This window comes from Pontibacter aydingkolensis (assembly GCF_019443125.1).
Taxonomy (GTDB): Bacteria; Bacteroidota; Bacteroidia; order Cytophagales; family Hymenobacteraceae; genus Pontibacter; species Pontibacter aydingkolensis.
Genome location: NZ_JAHYXK010000001.1, coordinates 1 through 16,421, shown reverse-complemented (window position 1 = coordinate 16,421; position 16,421 = coordinate 1). Strand labels below are relative to the sequence as shown.

At 45.3% G+C, this 16,421-nt stretch carries 17 protein-coding genes; 5 read left to right on the top strand and 12 right to left on the bottom strand.

Annotated elements, in window-relative coordinates; translation table 11 throughout:
- Positions 1-53: 53 nt before the first annotated feature.
- From K0O23_RS00085 to K0O23_RS00060, 6 genes are all read right to left on the bottom strand, one after another.
- A complete protein-coding gene (locus tag K0O23_RS00085; protein WP_219875306.1) occupies positions 54-980 on the bottom strand; it encodes a ketopantoate reductase family protein in 927 nt (308 codons plus the stop codon).
- Between the two features lie 84 nt (positions 981-1,064).
- Positions 1,065-2,717, bottom strand: coding sequence for a S8 family peptidase (locus K0O23_RS00080; RefSeq protein WP_219875305.1), 1,653 nt, complete (start codon positions 2,715-2,717; stop codon positions 1,065-1,067).
- 69 nt (positions 2,718-2,786) lie between these two features.
- On the bottom strand, positions 2,787-3,242 hold the full coding sequence (locus K0O23_RS00075) for an SRPBCC domain-containing protein (RefSeq protein WP_219875304.1): 456 nt from the start codon (positions 3,240-3,242) through the stop codon (positions 2,787-2,789).
- Between the two features lie 172 nt (positions 3,243-3,414).
- Positions 3,415-5,253 (bottom strand): serine hydrolase domain-containing protein, encoded by a 1,839-nt coding sequence (locus tag K0O23_RS00070; protein WP_219875303.1) that lies wholly within the window; start codon positions 5,251-5,253, stop codon positions 3,415-3,417.
- A gap of 257 nt (positions 5,254-5,510) precedes the next feature.
- Positions 5,511-6,812 carry a dicarboxylate/amino acid:cation symporter gene (locus K0O23_RS00065; RefSeq protein ID WP_219875302.1) on the bottom strand — a complete coding sequence of 434 codons (1,302 nt, stop codon included), beginning with the start codon at positions 6,810-6,812 and terminating at the stop codon, positions 5,511-5,513.
- Between the two features lie 475 nt (positions 6,813-7,287).
- Positions 7,288-7,746: a peptidylprolyl isomerase gene (locus K0O23_RS00060; protein WP_219875301.1), complete on the bottom strand. Its 459-nt coding sequence runs from the start codon at positions 7,744-7,746 to the stop codon at positions 7,288-7,290.
- A 118-nt stretch (positions 7,747-7,864) separates the two neighbouring features.
- Between K0O23_RS00060 and K0O23_RS00055 the strand changes: the two genes are divergently transcribed.
- Complete coding sequence (locus K0O23_RS00055; RefSeq protein WP_219875300.1) at positions 7,865-8,521, top strand: fasciclin domain-containing protein; 657 nt, start codon at positions 7,865-7,867, stop codon at positions 8,519-8,521.
- 77 nt (positions 8,522-8,598) lie between these two features.
- Here K0O23_RS00055 and K0O23_RS00050 read toward each other — a convergent pair whose 3' ends face one another.
- The 3 genes from K0O23_RS00050 to K0O23_RS00040 all read right to left on the bottom strand — a co-directional run bounded on the left by K0O23_RS00050 (position 8,599) and on the right by K0O23_RS00040 (position 11,986).
- Positions 8,599-9,300: an SDR family oxidoreductase gene (locus K0O23_RS00050; RefSeq protein WP_219875299.1), complete on the bottom strand. Its 702-nt coding sequence runs from the start codon at positions 9,298-9,300 to the stop codon at positions 8,599-8,601.
- 515 nt (positions 9,301-9,815) lie between these two features.
- Entirely contained in the window at positions 9,816-10,739 is a 924-nt protein-coding gene (rsgA, locus tag K0O23_RS00045) for a ribosome small subunit-dependent GTPase A (RefSeq protein ID WP_219875298.1), read from the bottom strand.
- On the bottom strand, positions 10,736-11,986 hold the full coding sequence (locus tag K0O23_RS00040; protein WP_219875297.1) for a 3-deoxy-D-manno-octulosonic acid transferase: 1,251 nt from the start codon (positions 11,984-11,986) through the stop codon (positions 10,736-10,738). The genes rsgA and K0O23_RS00040 overlap by 4 nt, the downstream gene beginning before the upstream one ends.
- 244 nt (positions 11,987-12,230) lie before the next feature.
- Between K0O23_RS00040 and K0O23_RS00035 the strand changes: the two genes are divergently transcribed.
- The 4 genes from K0O23_RS00035 (at position 12,231) to crcB (ending at position 14,363) form a co-directional block, all read left to right on the top strand.
- The gene (locus K0O23_RS00035) at positions 12,231-12,719 is read left to right on the top strand and encodes a GNAT family N-acetyltransferase (RefSeq protein WP_219875296.1); all 489 of its coding nucleotides are present in this window, start codon (positions 12,231-12,233) and stop codon (positions 12,717-12,719) included.
- Between the two features lie 42 nt (positions 12,720-12,761).
- Positions 12,762-13,187, top strand: a complete 426-nt coding sequence (locus K0O23_RS00030) for a GNAT family N-acetyltransferase (protein WP_246596841.1) — start codon at positions 12,762-12,764, stop codon at positions 13,185-13,187.
- 38 nt (positions 13,188-13,225) lie between these two features.
- Positions 13,226-13,855 (top strand): class I SAM-dependent methyltransferase, encoded by a 630-nt coding sequence (locus K0O23_RS00025; RefSeq protein WP_219875294.1) that lies wholly within the window; start codon positions 13,226-13,228, stop codon positions 13,853-13,855.
- A gap of 136 nt (positions 13,856-13,991) precedes the next feature.
- Positions 13,992-14,363 carry a fluoride efflux transporter CrcB gene (gene crcB, locus K0O23_RS00020; protein ID WP_219875293.1) on the top strand — a complete coding sequence of 124 codons (372 nt, stop codon included), beginning with the start codon at positions 13,992-13,994 and terminating at the stop codon, positions 14,361-14,363.
- Between the two features lie 74 nt (positions 14,364-14,437).
- Here the strand turns inward: crcB and K0O23_RS00015 are convergent, their stop codons facing one another.
- From K0O23_RS00015 to K0O23_RS00005, 3 genes are all read right to left on the bottom strand, one after another.
- Positions 14,438-15,067, bottom strand: a complete 630-nt coding sequence (locus K0O23_RS00015) for a peroxiredoxin (RefSeq protein WP_219875292.1) — start codon at positions 15,065-15,067, stop codon at positions 14,438-14,440.
- Between the two features lie 29 nt (positions 15,068-15,096).
- Positions 15,097-15,552, bottom strand: coding sequence for a Fur family transcriptional regulator (locus tag K0O23_RS00010; RefSeq protein ID WP_246596840.1), 456 nt, complete (start codon positions 15,550-15,552; stop codon positions 15,097-15,099).
- 221 nt (positions 15,553-15,773) lie between these two features.
- Positions 15,774-16,421: IS3 family transposase (locus tag K0O23_RS00005; protein WP_219875290.1), on the bottom strand; the 648-nt coding region annotated here is incomplete at its 5' end.

Here is a 16,421-nt window from a genome sequence, read left to right as displayed (position 1 = left end):
GTAATTTATTCTCTATCTGAAGACTTCTCATCATGACTTGCGCCAGATCCTGTTTATACTTTGCTTCGCGCTTTTTTCTCCATTGGCAGAATGCAGTAGTAGATAAAGCGGTTTACCGGAACTGGCACCTTATACTTTTCAGCCAGCCATACCACAGTGCCATTCTGATACTCAATTTCGGAGGGTTTGCCTTCCCAGACATCCCTTGTAAGCGAGGCAGTAGAGTCGGGTGGAAGCGATTCGAAATTAAGCATTGTTCTGGTCACGAAATCAGATTCTATACTTATGCCGATGTGCTTCGATAAAGTATAAACCTCCGTTAAAACATCTGTCATTAATTGCCTGGTTTGTGGCAAAGCAAGCAGCTGGCCGTAATTAGACTTCGTTACAGCCAACAATCCACTCACACAAATGCCAATAAATTCTTTCCAAAGTTCAGCCTGTATGTCTGTGGCAACTTTAGCCTGAATGCCTGCCTGTTCAAAAGTTTGCTGCAGCTGTTTAGCCCTGTCTGTTTGCTTGTTATCCAGCTCCCCGAAAATGATGGTAGGCTCTACACCGAAATGATTAATCACACCTGGTGCTTCTATTTTGCTGATGATGCGGCACAAGCCACCCAGTATGTTCTTGCTGGGCAGGTATTCGGCCAGTTCCTCGGCAGCAAGCACACCATTCTGAAGCGGAAGTATAAAGGTGTCAGGAGTTACAATAGCGGCAAGTTCTGCAGCGGTTTCTTTTACCTGCCATGCTTTTACGCAAACCATTATCAGGTCTGCAGGGCCTATTGCTTTTATACTATCAGTAGCATTTACCTTTTCCAGCTTAAAGTTGCCGTTTATACTTTTAACAGTAAGGCCGTTTTCCTGCATGGCCTGCAGGTGTTTACCCCTGGCCAGAAACGTAACATCATGGCCAGCTTTAGCCAACCTGGCGCCAAAGTAGCCGCCTACGCCACCTGTGCCTATAATTGCTATTTTCATAGACTTCTATACTTACTTTGCTGGTTAAGGTATACAAATAAAAAAACGGGAAGCTTTTAGCCTCCCGTTTATACTTTTAAGCTCTTACAGGTTCTTTTCCTGAACCACTCTTTCGGCCAGCTTCAGGGCTTCGAAGGCATTTACCACACCACCAGATGCTGATAAAGTAGAGAACTTGGTTGTCTTTTTACTTTTCTCTTCGGTTGGGTAGTATACTTTTAGTTTAGGGTATTTTACAGACGACTGTAGCAGCACATCTTTTAACTCTAAGGCGGTAAGCTCAGGGTAATACGACCAAACCAGAGCCGCCACACCCGACACTACAGGGCTGGCAAAGCTGGTGCCATCCATTTGGTCATACTTGTTATCCGGGGCCAGCAAGATCAGGTCTACGCCAGGCGCAAAAAGGTCTACATTTTTCTGGCCGTAGTTAGAGAAAGTGCCTATAAATGTTTTATCCAGGTTTTTAGAGGTGGCGCCTACTTCCAGCCAGGTGCTTGAGCGGGTGCCGTCCAACAATTGCTTTGTCGGGAAGTTATCGGCATTGTCAATATTCTTGCTGTCGTTGCCGGCGGCGTGTACCAACAGCACGTTCTTTGATTCGGCATACTTTACAGCCTCGTCTACAAAGTGCTTTTCCGGCGAAAAGTCTTTACCGAAGCTCATGTTAATGATGTTGGCGCCGTTGTCTACGGCATAGCGTATGGCCAGGGCAATGTCTTTGTCATACTCATCGCCGCTTGGCACAGCGCGCAGCACCATAATTTCCACGTTTTCGGCAATGCCATCCACACCAACACCATTACCACGAATACCAGCAATAATACCCGAAACAGGCGTACCATGGTCAGCTCTTGGGCCTATCACATTGCTGTTGCCATACTTGTTGTCGTTGATGTCTGTTGGGTTATCGGCTACAATGGTGCGTGGGTTAAAGTCGAGGTTAAGGTGGTAGTTTACATACTTATCAATGTGTGCTTTGTAGCCTATGAACGACTCTCTTGTAAATCCCTGGTTATACTTTGTTACCAGCCAGGTTTTAGCGCGAACCAAGTCAACATCTGTAGATGAGATGGCTTTAAGCTCCTGCACAGTATAAGTGTCTTTTTCGAGATGCTTCGTAACTAGCGCTTCGCAGTGCGCCAGCACCTCCCCAAAAGCATCCAGGTTTTGCTTTGTTTTCAGCTTTTCGTCCAGCTCTTTCTCGTAGTTTTTGCGGGTAGTAAGGTAGGTGTTATACTCTTTTAGCTCAGCTTCCGAAAGACCTTGCGCCGACGTTACGTTTTTATACTTGGGGGCCAGCTTGCGCAACAAACGCACATACTCATAGGTTTCGTACTCTATGTTTTCGCCGGCGGCATTCCCCAGAAATCCCCAGCCGTTTACATCGTCTATGTAGCCGTTGTTATCGTCGTCTATTCCGTTGCCCGGAATCTCGTTTTTGTTTACCCAAATCTTGCCTTGCAGTTCTTCGTGGTTAATGTCGGTGCCGCTGTCTATCACAGCTACCACTACTTTTTTTCGAGGCTGTTTAGAAATCAGCAATTCATTGTAAGCGCGGTTTACGCTTACTCCGGGTATTTTGTCAAGCTTTGCATCCAGGTTATACCAGTTGTGGTAAGCCTTATCAAGGTCCGATACCGACGATACCCCGCCATCCTGGGCAAAGGCCACTGAACCGCTAAGTAACAAAAAGGCAGCAGTCGCCTTAAAGTTGCGGGAAAGGTTTGTTTTCATACTATACTTTAAAGATTTCTATCTGATTTTGACGAAGCTATATTAACAAAAACCAGGCAAATTTTTTAACTAATTTTTATTTCTGAGAAAATCGAAGGCACCCTTTCTTAAATTAATGCCATACTCCATGTATGCTTTTAAACAAGCCAGGAAATTTGCCCAGCCTTCTGTATTGCCTTTCAGCCAGTTTATACCCGCTTCGTTGTTAGGCATGCTTTTTTCGGTAATGGTTACCAATGTGGAGTTATTCTCTCTTGGCTCAAGGCTAAATTCTACTAAGAACTCTTTGTCTTCATTGTGCCAATAGTAGGATATATACTTGTCTTTATCAATCCTATCAACACGAACAGGTACATCCATATCAAACTCCGGGAACCGCCAGGTAAGCTGCTTGCCTTCTACCATGCTACCAGTACTTTCCGATATAAAGTAGTTCGACATGTTAGCCGGATCAACTATGGCCTCGAATACTTCATGCACGGGTTTCTGTATCTGGAGTGCGGCTTTGATCTCAAGGGTTTGCATGCTGGTATGTTAAGTTTATTTTGGAATAAGTTATAGTTTGTATACAAGCGAACCAAGTACTAGTGAAGAATTTATTACTACATCCACTCCACATTAATATTACTCAAAAAGGTGTGCCAGTAGAAATATCACGCTAATCCTCAAGGTGAGTTATTAAGTTGTGTAAACCCTTTTATTTCCATAGCATCAGGGGGATCAAGCCGTTGAGGAATAATACAACTGTTAACTGAAGTACAAACACCAAAGCTAACAGATCTACTTTTGCAACCAACGTTGAAAGGTCGGAGCGTAGGAATTTGTAAGTAGAGACAGCTGTTAGAGCAGGCAGTAGAAATGTGCCGGTTGCAAGCAACACACTTCCACTAGTTTTATCACCCAAGGAAACAAAAGACTGATTTAGCAGGAAAAGCATCGCTGAAAGTATAATGGCCACCGCTATAAAGTGCCAGACCAGCGGGTGCCTCCAACTCTCTTTCCTGAGTGTGATCAGTTTATAGAGCCATGAGAACAGTAGAAAGATAATTCCTGCAAGCCCCGCAGCTATACTTAGCCAGCCAAGCAAAATATAAAGTCCGTTTGTTTTTCTGATGGTAGACAAGCCGGTGGTAATAAACTGCTGCCCATCTGCATCTTTATAAAATGCATGTGAAGGAGCAGATTTCCCTTCTGCTATAAAAGTATGATTGCCCAGGTAATGCAGGATAACAGGCTCTTTTTGAAATGGGCTGAAGGAGGCCCCCTGTGGCGTGACCTCGACCTTTGTAAAAGATGACAGATAATCTGCTAACCCGAAGGGCACTACTTTTGTAATGGCAGGCACGTAATAGCCATTCCAGTCAGCTAAGTCCGCTGTACTTTCTTTTGCTATAGGAGGAGACTGAGCAGCAATGTCTAAGTGCTCGATCAGGAGCTTGTTAAAGATATGATAGTCTGCTGTTTCGCTATCCATGTTGTGCGCTATAAAAAATGCCTTTTGCTCTTTCGGGAACATGTACATCATGGCACGGTAGCCTACAATATTTCCTCCATGTGTCAGTCCGATAACACCATGTCTGTCTCTGTAAGAAGCTCCCAGGGCATATCCCAAAGGCAAGCCCAGTCTGGAGGCATCAGTTTGGTAGGCTTTACCTAATTGAGACAGGAAAGCCTTGTCTATAAATGATTTTCCGTTGATAATTCCATCGCTCATCATGAACCGAAGGAACAGGCCCATGTCGTGGGCGGTTGTCGTAAACTGTCCGGCCGGCCTGATATACATGGGATAGGCAGCATAAGGCAGACCCTTGTCCAGATGCCCCATGGCAAGTGATGTGTCGGCTAACTTCCCGGTTTGAGACACAAACCCAAAGGTGCTGTTATGCATGCCAAGGGGTTTAAGAAGGTGTTCATCCAGGTATGCTTCATAGGGTTGCTTGGTAACGGCTTCTATAACCATCCCTAATAAAGTATATCCTATGTTGGAGTAGGAGAACTGAGAACCTGGTTTGGCTTGTATTACAAGAACAGATGGATCTTTAAGGTAAAATTCGGCCAGCTTAGTGGTAGCCGTGGAACTGGTGCTGAAAAGGTGCCATAGCCGCAAATCTCCCAGTCCGGAAGTATGGTCTAGTAAGTGTCTGACGGTGACGGGTCTTGTTTCTTGCCACGGATTATCAAAGGGCACGCCTGGTAAATAATTATTTACAGGAGCATCTAAGTATAGTTTACCTTCGGTTGCCAAACGAAGGATGCCTGCGGCTAAAACTGTTTTTGTAATGGAGCCTACCTGTACTTTGTCTGTTACCTGAAAATGCGTTTTAGCCTCATTATTTTTAAAGCCGGCGCAGGCTGCATATATACTACCGTCCGGGGTTACTATAGCCCATACCGCCCCTGTTAACTTTTGGTCGATTAAGGCTCTATGGATAGCCTGCTTGAGCCGTGGCTCTGCCTGAACTACGCCTGTGTGTATAAATAATATGTAAAGCGCAAATACTATGATATGCCTGCTTTTAGAGTATTTATTTATCATAAGGCCTGGGGTTAATTGGTTGTTAACTAGCGTAGAGCAGGAGCACCTACTCACACTATCTACACTATATCTGTAGTAGTTAAGGCAAGCATAAAATATAGCCTTGCCTTTCCTTAAAAATAGCAAAAAAACTATTTATTATACATGTAGCAGATTAAATAGAATCGGAGCTAAAGTATAAGTACTGCAGAGTTCAAAAAAACAAAAAGCCCCAGAGCGTTTTATTCCCTGGGGCTTTAATACAAGTGAGGTTTAAGCTATACAGTTTCCTCTATAGGCGGGTGAAGCTGGTTTTCGGTTCTGGCTACCACCATGGCTACAGTGGCATCGCCGGTTACATTTACTACTGTGCGGCACATATCCAGGATACGGTCAGGGGCAAGTATAAGCGCAATGCCTTCTACCGGAATTCCTGCCTGCTGCAGCACAATAACCAGCATAATGGTACCGGCACCTGGTACAGCCGCAGCGCCAATTGAGGCCAGCGTAGCCGTAAGTACAATACCGATCTGCGTCATCAGGTCCAGGTCCATGCCATAGGCCTGAGCAATAAACACGGCGGCTACGGCCTGGTAAAGGCTGGTGCCATCCATGTTAATAGTGGCGCCCAGGGGCAATACAAAACTGGTGATCTCTTTATTAATACCCAGGTTCTGCTCGCAACGCTCCATGGTAACGGGCAGAGTTGCCGCGCTGGACGAGGTAGAAAAGGCCAGCATCTGCGCCGGGAAAATCCCTTTAAAAAAGTCTTTATACTTTGTTCTGCCTACAGTAGTCACCAGTATAGGATAAATAACCGTTATCATTAAAGCCAGTCCGATCACCACTACAATGCAGTAATAGCCAAGCACAACAAGCAGCTCCAGGGCAGCGCCGGGGTCGTTGCCGGCAAACTCTACTACCAGGCCTGCCAGTAGCGCAAATACACCGTAAGGCGCGAACTTCATGATAATGTCCACTACCTTAAGTATAACCATGTTCACGCCTTCAAAAAAGTCGTTTACGGGGGCAGCTTTGTTCGGAGGTATCATGATAAGGGCAATGCCAAACAGCAGCGCAAAAAAGATTACCTGCAGCATACTTCCATTATCTGTCAAAGACCTGAACACGTTATCAGGCACAATATCTATCAGCGGTTGCAGCGGGCCTTGTTGTTCCAAAGCAGCGGCATTACTCGACTTTTCAGATGTAGTGGTGGCAAATTGTTCTTTAAACTCGTCGCGCTTTTCCGGTGAGAAGGCTTTTCCCGGCTCAAACACGTTAACCAGAATCAAACCCATGGTAACAGCCAGCACGGTAGTGGCCAGGTAAATGCCTATGGTTTTAGACCCGATCCGTGACAGCTTGCTAATATCGCTCAGGCTGGATACACCCGTTATCAGCGAGACCAGCACCAGCGGCACAGCTATCAGTTTAAGCAGGTTTATAAAGATAGTACCAAAAGGTTTAAGCCAGTCCTGGGTGAAATCGACAAGGCCGTAAGAGCTGGCAAGTATACCCCACAGCACACCAAGTGTCATGCCTATGAGGATTTGCCAATGTAGAGCAAGTTTTTTCATGTTACCTGAGTAGGAGCCGTGCCATTGGCCGGCATCCGTTATAGTAAGTATAAGTTGGTTATACAGCGCCTGGTACCGTAATAGCTGGGGCAGACAAAGCAGAAATTCCCCTACAGGTACCGAGTGGTCTTAGGGTAAATTTAAGCATAAATACTTAGGATAAAGGAGTAATGTTGGAAAGATAACGTTATACCTGCTAAAAGTGCAGCTTATAAGTAACATGACAAAAGAACTTTTAGACAAAGGGTAAAAGACTTTTTTGGGTATAAGGCGTTGTTATTCAATTGATTGATTGTTGTTGATTTCCATTTTATACTTCAAGCTGATTTTTTCATTATACTTAGTATGAAAAGTCAACAAAAAAGCCGCTGTTAAAGCGGCTCTTTTGTTAAAGTTTGGTCTAAATGTTCTCTGCCGTTCAGCTGTCAATCAAAAACACGAATAACTAACAACCAACAACGAATAACTAAAAAACTTATTCCTCGTTTACAACGATCTTCTCAATTTTATCATTGGCTTTGATCTGGTCGATCACTTCGTCGCCTTCTACCACTTTACCGAAGCAAGTATGGTTACGGTCTAAGTGAGCCGTGTTTTTGCGGCTGTGGCAGATAAAGAACTGAGAACCGCCGGTGTTGCGGCCAGCGTGCGCCATACTTAGCACGCCACGATCGTGGTGCTGGTTTTCGCCAGACGTTTCGCAATCGATCTTGTAGCCCGGTCCGCCAGTGCCTGGTACACCTTTAGCCCCTTCACGCGAGTTCGGGCAGCCACCCTGTATCACGAAATCAGGAATAACACGGTGAAATGTAAGGCCATCGTAAAAGCCTTTTTTAGCAAGATCTATAAAGTTCTGTACTGTTTTAGGGGCATCTTTCTCGTAGAACTCTACTTTCATTACGCCTTTGCCAGTGTGAATTTCTGCAGTTTTCATGGTTTATTCTTTTTCTGTAAAACAATGTAGATAACAAAAGTACGGATTTTATAGTTTAAGAAGTTTAAACAGCGCCATTATAGCGCGTCCGTGTAAAATAAAACTTTCGATAACAACTATGATAAAGGCAAATATATTTTTATTAGCTGGTGCATTACTTTGTAGTACCATGCTGGCTGGCTGCGGCGGTGCCGATGACAGCAGAAACGAAAACCCGATGCAGGAAGAGCGGAGCAGGCCAAACCTAGGTTCTGAGATGGAAGCAAAGGGAGCTAATCCGAATACAGAAGGACGCCTGGCTGGTGAAGGCGATCCTGCCATAACTGACTCAAGAATTGGTGGCAACGAAATGTTACCTTCTCAGAGCATTGTCGAAAACCTTACATCTGCTCCTGATCTTACAAGTTTTGCATCTGCCCTGCGCAATGCCGAAATGGTAAGAGCATTAAATGGCACAGGCCCTTATACGGTTTTTGCACCTAACAACCAGTCTTTTGAGGATTTGCCAAATGGGACAGTTAAAGATTTAATGGAAGACAAAAACAAGCAGCACCTGGTAGATTTGCTTAACAACCACATTGTAGCCGGTAAGCTAAAATCTGAGAATCTCCAGGAGGGGTCGATGCTTAAAACAATAGGAGGAAAGCAATTAAAAGTTACCAAACGTGGCGAGGAAATTATGATAAATGGTGCCAAGGTTACTTTGGCAAATAAAGAAAGCGGCAACGGCGTAATCCATGTGATCAACAAAGTTTTAGTGCCAGAGGAGCAATAAGTCTGGAACAGTAAGTATAGAATTATACTTTATTGCTGCAGGCAGGTAAGCTAACTTATCTGCCTGCAGCTTTTTTGTTAAAACGGATTGGTAGCCCAAACCGCCAGTTCAGGTATAAAGCCACGGTTATCCATTTCGAGGGCACTTTTTATGGCCCAGGCAATTTCTTTGCTGCGTAGTTTGTTAGGTTGGTCGTTACGTTCCTCCCTATCGGGGTTGCCAAAGGCAGTGGTTACCTCGCTGGGGTTTATAAGTATAACACGCACATTGTGCTTGCGCAGTTCCTTTTGCCAGCTCTGTGTCATACTTCTGAGGGCTGCTTTTGAGGAGGCATACACCGAGCCACCTTCATACCCATTTGTAGCAGCTGTAGAGCCTATGTTGATGATGTTGCCGTAGTTCTGCTTCTTAAAGATTTTAGCAGCTTTGGAAGCCATCATAGCGGCGCCAAAAACGTTTACCCGATAAATTTGCTCAAAGTCCTCCACGGTAAGCTCTTCCAGCTGTTTGGAAACCCCAATGCCTGCATTGTTTATCAATACATCCAGCTTGCCATATTCATCCATAAACGCCTGGAAAGTATGCCTTACATCGTCGGGGTTGGCTACATCTGCTGTAATGGGCATAGCACCTATATCGCGGGCTGCTTTTAAAGTTCGTTTTTCGTCGCGGCCCGTAATGGCTACATTGGCACCGCTTTCTATCAGCAGTTTTGCCGTGGCATGGCCAATGCCCAAAGTGCCGCCTGTAATCAGAATGTTTGCGTTGTTGAGTTTCATAGTAGGAGATGGGGTTCTAGTATAGCTTAGACTAACGCAGGTGGTGAGGAATTGTTGATTTACCTTACCCCGACCTTCTCCTAAGAACAGGAGAGGGAATTTTACCTGCCCATTCTTCTGTCATATCAATAGTTCAGACCATTCCTCCTCGTCATCTTGGAAAGATCTTGGTAGAGGGGAGTTTAAGCCGAAGCTATGAAAAGGGATGTACGTTCCCACAATATATAGTAATTCCCATCTTGAGAGGGGTAGGGGTGTGTTTTACACTTGCTAATATCATACTTTAGCCAACATTACAGTTTTATAGCACCGGCTGTTCCCCGGACAGGTCGCGACCTGTCTCTACAAAGATCAACAGCTTAGCTAATGCAGGAACAGAACTCCATCACCTGTTATTAGGAGAGGGCCGGGGTGAGGTAAAATAGTAGGGGTGGTTTGATCCGGTACTGCAAAGAAAAAAGACGCAAGGTATTGCGTCTCTACGTTTTTAATTCCCAAACCCTCTAACTCCCAAACTATTTCCTGTTGTCCTGGCCATGCATCATGCTCAGGTAGCTTTCGTAGCGGGTAAGGGATATGTCGTTTTTGCGGACGGCTTCTATAACGGCGCAGCCAGGTTCGTTAAAGTGGGTGCAGTTATTAAAGCGGCATTGGTTCATCCGTTCCCGCATTTCCGGAAAATAATGGCCAAGTTCCGCTGCCGGAATATCTACAATGCCCAGTTCTTTAATACCTGGTGTATCAATGATAAATGTATCTGTATCTACTTCAAACATTTCGGCAAAGGTGGTGGTGTGCACGCCTTTGTCTGAAAAGTCGGAGATTTCAGAGGTCTTTAGCTCCAAGTCTGGTACGATCAGGTTAATGAGTGTGGACTTACCTACCCCTGAGTGGCCGGAAAGAAGAGAGGTTTTGCCGTGCAGCAATTTTGTAAGCTCGTCGATCCCTTCTTTTGTTTTAGCTGAAACGGCCATAGTCTTGTAACCAATCTGCTCATACATGTGGCTTATCTGGCGTTGGTAGTCGCGCATTTCATCGTCGTACATGTCAGTTTTGTTGTACACGATAACGGTGGGTATGCTATAGGCCTCGGCAGTTACCAGGAAACGATCTATAAAGCCAAATGAAGTGCGCGGTGATACCAACGTAACAATAAGCAGCGCCTGGTCGAGGTTGGCAGCAATTATATGCGAGTAAGCCGATTTGTGTGTACTCTGGCGGATGATGTAGTTCTCGCGATCCTGTATCTTATGGATAACGGCAGTGTCTTCTCCGGTTGTCTCCACATCAAACTCCACTATATCGCCAACTGCAAGCGGGTTGCTTACCTTCATGCCCTTCAGTTTGAACTTACCGCGCAGGCGGGCACGGTGTAACTTCCCTTCTTCGTCGCGAAGCAGGTACCATGATCCCGTCGATTTAACTACAACTCCTTTCATGTATTCTTGTTAAGCAAGGCACCAATGTCAGCCATAATTTTAGCAGTGGCGCCGGCTTGCTCTTGTACGTATGTTTTTTCTTTGCTGGTTATACTTTGGCGCAGGCCGGGTGTAGTATGTACCTCTTCAAACACCTGCAATAACTCCTGGCTGTTGTTTACCGGGAATGCGCAGCCAAGTGCCACCAGGTCTTTAGCCTCCTGAAATTTATCATACTTTGGCCCGAAGAACAATGGCAAACCAAATACGGCAGCCTCCAGGGTATTGTGCAGCCCTTTACCAAAAGCGCCGCCAATGTAGGCGTAAGTGCCATAGCTATACAGCGACGACAGCATTCCTATGTTATCAATCACCAGTACGTTATGCTTTGCAGCGCTACCTTCCTCAATTTTAGAGAAACGCACAGCATCATTGCCAAGGTTTTGCATCACAGCATTTATACTTGCCTCATTTACCTCGTGCGGCGCGATGATGAATTTTATACTTTGCTTATACTTTTGAATAAGCGGAAGCAGCACCTCGATATCTGCAGGCCAGCTGCTGCCTACCATAAACACCTCTTTGCCGGCAGCAAAAGCCTCAACTAAAGGAATGGCTTTTATACTTACCGCTGTCTGCAATACCCTGTCAAAGCGGGTGTCGCCGGCTATACTTGCCTGGTTTATTTTTATATTGTTGAGCAGCTGCAACGAGGTTTTATTTTGTGTATAAATGTGTGTGAAGCGGCGCAGCATGTTGCGGTTAAATCCGCCGTAAGGCTTGAAGAAGATTTGGTCTTTACGGAAAATAGCCGATATAGAAAGTATAGGTATACTTCGCTGCTGCAGCTCCTTCAGGTAGTAATGCCAGAATTCATACTTTACAAACACAGCCAGCTCAGGCTCTGTAATATCCAGAAACTGTTTTGCATTCTCGGCGCCATCCAAGGGTATATAGAATATGTAATCGGCACCAGCGTAGTTTTTGCGGATCTCGTAACCGGAAGGGGAGAAGAAGGTAAGCAGGATTTTATACTTCGGGAATGTCTGCTTTACAGCCTCCATTACCGGCCTGCCCTGCTCAAACTCGCCCAACGAGGCACAATGAAACCACACCACCGGCGCCTGGTTGCCTGCAAAAGCCTGCCTAAGCTTCTCGAACTGCTGCTCACGCCCCTGCCGCATTAGCCTGGCCTTCTCGTTAAAAGGAGAAGCCAGCGCAATGGCAGCCTGGTAAGCTTTTAGTCCGATGTCGTAAAGTAACTTCAAATTTATACTTTGATACAATACAAAGACCTCGCAGCGTCCGGAGATCCTGCGTGTGTCTGTTGCTGCAAATATAGTGTATTGTGGAGGGATAGTTGGTAGGAGAGTTATACTTTGTATAGATTGCTGAAGAGAAGGTCTTGCTGAGGCACTATTATCTACTATATTTGGTAGGTTAAACGTATGATCACGCATTTATGGAAGCTCACCAAAGTCAGAGCACGCTACCATCAACCAACATAACTCAATGAGCATCACCATAAGACCAATAAAAGCGGAAGATAACCAGGTGCTGGCAACACTTATCCGCCAAGTTTTCAGAGAATTTAAAATAGACAGACCCGGTACCGTATATACTGATTCAACCACTGATGATTTGTTCAGCCTTTTTCAACATCCTGCCAGCGCCTATTTTGTTGCTGAACAGAATGGAGAGATAGTGGGCGGTTGCGGTGTTTACCCTACGGATGGTTTACCGGAAGGCTGTGCCGAGCTTGTTAAGTTTTACTTAGCTGCCGGTGCCAGGGGAAAAGGTATTGGGAATAAACTGATGCAGCAAAGTATAGAACAAGCCAGAGAGTTTGGTTATAAGCAGCTATACTTAGAGTCGTTTCCGGAGCTTGCAAAGGCGGTAAGTATGTATGAGAAAGCTGGCTTTAAACCATTGCCACATGCACTTGGTAATTCCGGCCATTTTGCCTGTAATATATGGATGCTGAAAGACCTGGAGGATTAGAAAATGCGGATCATTGAAGCAGACGCGCTGACACAAAAGCAGATGGAAGAAATCTATAAATTGTGGAACAATGAGTATCCTGCTGATTTATGCTATACTAATCCGCTTGCTTTTGAAAACTATTTAAAAGGGCTTGGTAATCAACATCATTTTCTTTTGGTTGATGGAGAGGACACTGTAAAAGGCTGGTTTGTTGATTTTATGCGTGAAGGCGAAAAGTGGTTTACGATGATCTTAGGTTCTGGCACCCAGGGGAAAGGGTATGGAAGTGAATTATTAAATAGAGCAAAACTTCTTTCTCCGGAAATAAACGGGTGGGTAATTGACCACAACAACGATAAAAAGCGTAACGGAGAAATTTACTCCTCGCCAATAGCATTTTATAAAAAGCAAGGATTTGAAATAGTTGCCGACACCCGGCTGGAGCTGGACATCATCTCTGCAGCGAAGATCAGGTGGAGGAAATAACTATAGCAACGTTGTTTAACTATACAGTGAAATAACCAATGAGTATCAAACAAGCTTACAACAGCTGGGCATCGCAGTATGACACTAACAAAAACAGAACCCGCGATCTGGAAGCTGTTGCCCTGCGTAACACCCTGGCAAGTATACCTTTCGAAACTTGCCTGGAAATAGGCTGCGGCACAGGTAAGAATACAGAGTGGCTGGTGCGAAAGGCGATGCATGTAACAGCGGTAGACCTGTCGGAAAAGATGCTGGAGTGGGCAAGGAAGAAGGTACACTCTAATAAAGTTGAGTTTGTGCAGGCTGACATTACAAAAGAATGGGGCTTTACACAGCAGCAGTACGATTTAGTAAGCTTTAGTCTGGTGCTGGAGCATATTGAAAATCTGCATCATATTTTTAAAGAGGCTGCATCAGCTTTAAATCCTGATGGACATATATACATTGGCGAGCTGCACCCATTCAAACAATACAATGGCACCAAAGCCAGGTTTGATACAGAAGAAGAGGGTAGGCAGGAGGTGGAGTGCTATACCCATAACATATCAGATTTTGTGCAAATAGCCAAACATCACCGCTTAAAGCTGCTAGACCTGAACGAGTATTTTGACAACCATGACCGCACAAGTATACCACGTATTTTAACCCTACTTTTGCAGAAAGTATAAAGGTTTTTCAGGTTTAATAATAACTGAGTTCATCCTGCTGACTTAAATCAGTTCGTCTCTATTTCATGTTTTTCTGATTTGCTCTTTGTACCTTTAAATAAGGCAACTTTATTTATACTTTAGACCACACATACACATGAAAATGCTTTTAGCAGTAGGAGCAGGAAGTTTTATCGGTGGCTCATTCAGATACCTGCTGGCACTACTCATACAGAACCGGTCTGCTATAGCCTTTCCGTTTGCTACCCTTACTGTAAATATTGTTGGTTGCTTTTTAATAGGGCTAGTTTTCGGACTAGGCATCAAAGGAAACATGTCTCCGGAATGGCGCTTGTTTCTGGCAACAGGCATACTTGGCGGTTTTACTACTTTCTCGGCTTTTTCTTACGAGTCTGTTAACATGCTGCAGAGCGGGCAAGTATGGAGTGCAGTTACTTATGTGTTGGCAAGTGTGTTGCTTGGGTTGCTGGCTACCTTTGCGGGGTTATGGCTGGTGAGGTTAGTGTAAGTATAAAGTACTTTGAAAACAAAAACGCCCCGACTAATGCCGGGGCGTTTTTATATCTTCAAAGCTGTTAAAGCTTAGTGCTTTGCAAGGTAGTTAGATACACCTTCTTTAGTAGCCTGCATAGCTTCTTTGCCTTCAGACCAGTTTGCAGGGCAAACTTCGCCTTTTTGCTCAAAATACTGCAGCGCATCTACCATACGAAGTGCCTCGTCGATAGAACGGCCAAGCGGAAGGTCGTTTACAACCTGGTGACGCACTACACCTTCTTTATCGATCAGGAACAGGCCGCGGTAAGCTACCGGCTCGCCAACAAATACAGACTCGCCTTCTTCGTTGTAATCGTAGTAACCAGCTAAAACGTCGTAGTTCTGAGCGATAGTTTTAGAAGCGTCTGCTACAAGTGGGTAGTTAACACCTGAAATACCACCCTGCTCGCGCGGAGTGTTCAGCCATGCGAAGTGAGAGAAATGCGTGTCGGTAGAGCAACCTACTACGGCTACACCTTTGCGCTCAAACTCCTCCATTCTGTCCTGGAAAGCGATGATCTCAGTTGGGCATACAAAAGTGAAGTCCATTGGGTAGAAGTAGAATAATACGTGCTTCTTGCCAATGTACTGCTCCAATGAGAAGTTCTCTACAAATTCTCCGTTTTCAACGGCTGTTGCTTTAAAAGAAGGTGCTTTTTTACCTACTAATACTGCCATGTTTATTGTTTTTAGTTTATTGAAAAAATCTATTTAGATACTCGTGTTATACTTATTTCTTTATCAGTCTCCACCTTATTACCCGTTAGCTGCACCGAAAACCCTTTTATCTCGAAGTTCTCCAGTTTTCGTTTGCTAAAGAAATCCTGTAAAAGCTGCTCCAGTTCTGCATCCTCAAAGTCAACGATCTCCTTGGTCTTGCTACAGAAAATGTGGTTGTGCGTGTGGGTATTGGCATCGTAACGTTTGCCGCCTTCCTCAGATAAAGCCCTTTTAATCAGGCCTGTCTCTACAAAGGTGTCCAGCGTTTTGTAAACTGTACCCAGCGATATACTTGGGTTTTCCAGCTTCAGGCGCTGAAAAACATCCTCAGCAGTAGGGTGGTGCCCATGCAGCTCCATCACTGATTCGAACACAACAATGCGCTGGTGCGTGGCTTTAAGGCCACCCTCCGTCAGGCGCTGTCGTACTTCGTCTCGTGTCAAGTTTTGCTGCATACCAGATAAGAATGTTTCTTAACTAGGAATAGTTCCTGCAAAGGTAAGTATGATTGTCAAACTTTAAAAGTGAAAGTATAAAAGTTGTTAGCAGGCAGAGGAACTCTGAGGGTGGAGGTGTTTGTGAAGCTCTGAAATACCGTTGTCCAACCACCCCTGCCCTTCTTGTATAAGGCGGGTGGACTTGCAACAAAAACCCGGACACAAGATTAAGCTGCTAAAGGTTTCCTGTTTAATTTTTCTTCCATTTGTTTTGGTGTGCGGTATCCCAGGCTTGAATGGAGCCTTTCCCTGTTGTAGAATATCTCGATGTATTCGAATATTTCTACTGCAGCCGCTTTCTGATTCTCAAACCTGTTGCCGTAAACACCTTCCGTTTTCAGGCTCTTGAAGAAGCTCTCGGCCACGGCGTTATCCCAGCAGTTGGCCCGGCGGCTCATGCTTTGCCGAATCAAGGGACAAGCTTCCAGCTCTTTTCGGAACTCATCGCAGGCGTACTGCACGCCTCTGTCAGAGTGAAAGACGAGCTCCTGCAAGACAGGCCTGTTGCCAACAGCCATCTTTAAGGCCGCCACACTCGCGTCTCTGGCTTTCATGCTCGCACTCAAAGCCCAGCCTATCACTTTTCTGTCTGCCAGATCCAGCACCACCGTCAAATAGAGCCAACCCGTCAGCGTTCTGATGTAGGTAATGTCAGAGACCCAGGCCTGGCCAGTGGCTGCGGGCGAGAAGTTTCGCCGCAGCAGGTCCTCGCTCACGGCAAAGCTGTGTTTTGAGTCCGTGGTCGCCCGGAACCGCTTTGCCGCCTTGGCCCTGATACAGGCCTGTTTCATGAGCCGGGCTACCCTGGGCCTTGA

What these genes read in the sequence shown, in the direction of transcription:
- K0O23_RS00085 (WP_219875306.1), bottom strand. Translation starts at nt 980, where the DNA reads ATGAAAATAGCAATTATAGGCACAGGTGGCGTAGGCGGCTACTTTGGC.
- K0O23_RS00080 (WP_219875305.1), bottom strand. Translation starts at nt 2,717, where the DNA reads ATGAAAACAAACCTTTCCCGCAACTTTAAGGCGACTGCTGCCTTTTTG.
- K0O23_RS00075 (WP_219875304.1), bottom strand. Translation starts at nt 3,242, where the DNA reads ATGCAAACCCTTGAGATCAAAGCCGCACTCCAGATACAGAAACCCGTG.
- K0O23_RS00070 (WP_219875303.1), bottom strand. Translation starts at nt 5,253, where the DNA reads ATGATAAATAAATACTCTAAAAGCAGGCATATCATAGTATTTGCGCTT.
- K0O23_RS00065 (WP_219875302.1), bottom strand. Translation starts at nt 6,812, where the DNA reads ATGAAAAAACTTGCTCTACATTGGCAAATCCTCATAGGCATGACACTT.
- K0O23_RS00060 (WP_219875301.1), bottom strand. Translation starts at nt 7,746, where the DNA reads ATGAAAACTGCAGAAATTCACACTGGCAAAGGCGTAATGAAAGTAGAG.
- K0O23_RS00055 (WP_219875300.1), top strand. Translation starts at nt 7,865, where the DNA reads ATGATAAAGGCAAATATATTTTTATTAGCTGGTGCATTACTTTGTAGT.
- K0O23_RS00050 (WP_219875299.1), bottom strand. Translation starts at nt 9,300, where the DNA reads ATGAAACTCAACAACGCAAACATTCTGATTACAGGCGGCACTTTGGGC.
- rsgA (WP_219875298.1), bottom strand. Translation starts at nt 10,739, where the DNA reads ATGAAAGGAGTTGTAGTTAAATCGACGGGATCATGGTACCTGCTTCGC.
- K0O23_RS00035 (WP_219875296.1), top strand. Translation starts at nt 12,231, where the DNA reads ATGAGCATCACCATAAGACCAATAAAAGCGGAAGATAACCAGGTGCTG.
- K0O23_RS00030 (WP_246596841.1), top strand. Translation starts at nt 12,762, where the DNA reads ATGGAAGAAATCTATAAATTGTGGAACAATGAGTATCCTGCTGATTTA.
- K0O23_RS00025 (WP_219875294.1), top strand. Translation starts at nt 13,226, where the DNA reads ATGAGTATCAAACAAGCTTACAACAGCTGGGCATCGCAGTATGACACT.
- crcB (WP_219875293.1), top strand. Translation starts at nt 13,992, where the DNA reads ATGAAAATGCTTTTAGCAGTAGGAGCAGGAAGTTTTATCGGTGGCTCA.
- K0O23_RS00015 (WP_219875292.1), bottom strand. Translation starts at nt 15,067, where the DNA reads ATGGCAGTATTAGTAGGTAAAAAAGCACCTTCTTTTAAAGCAACAGCC.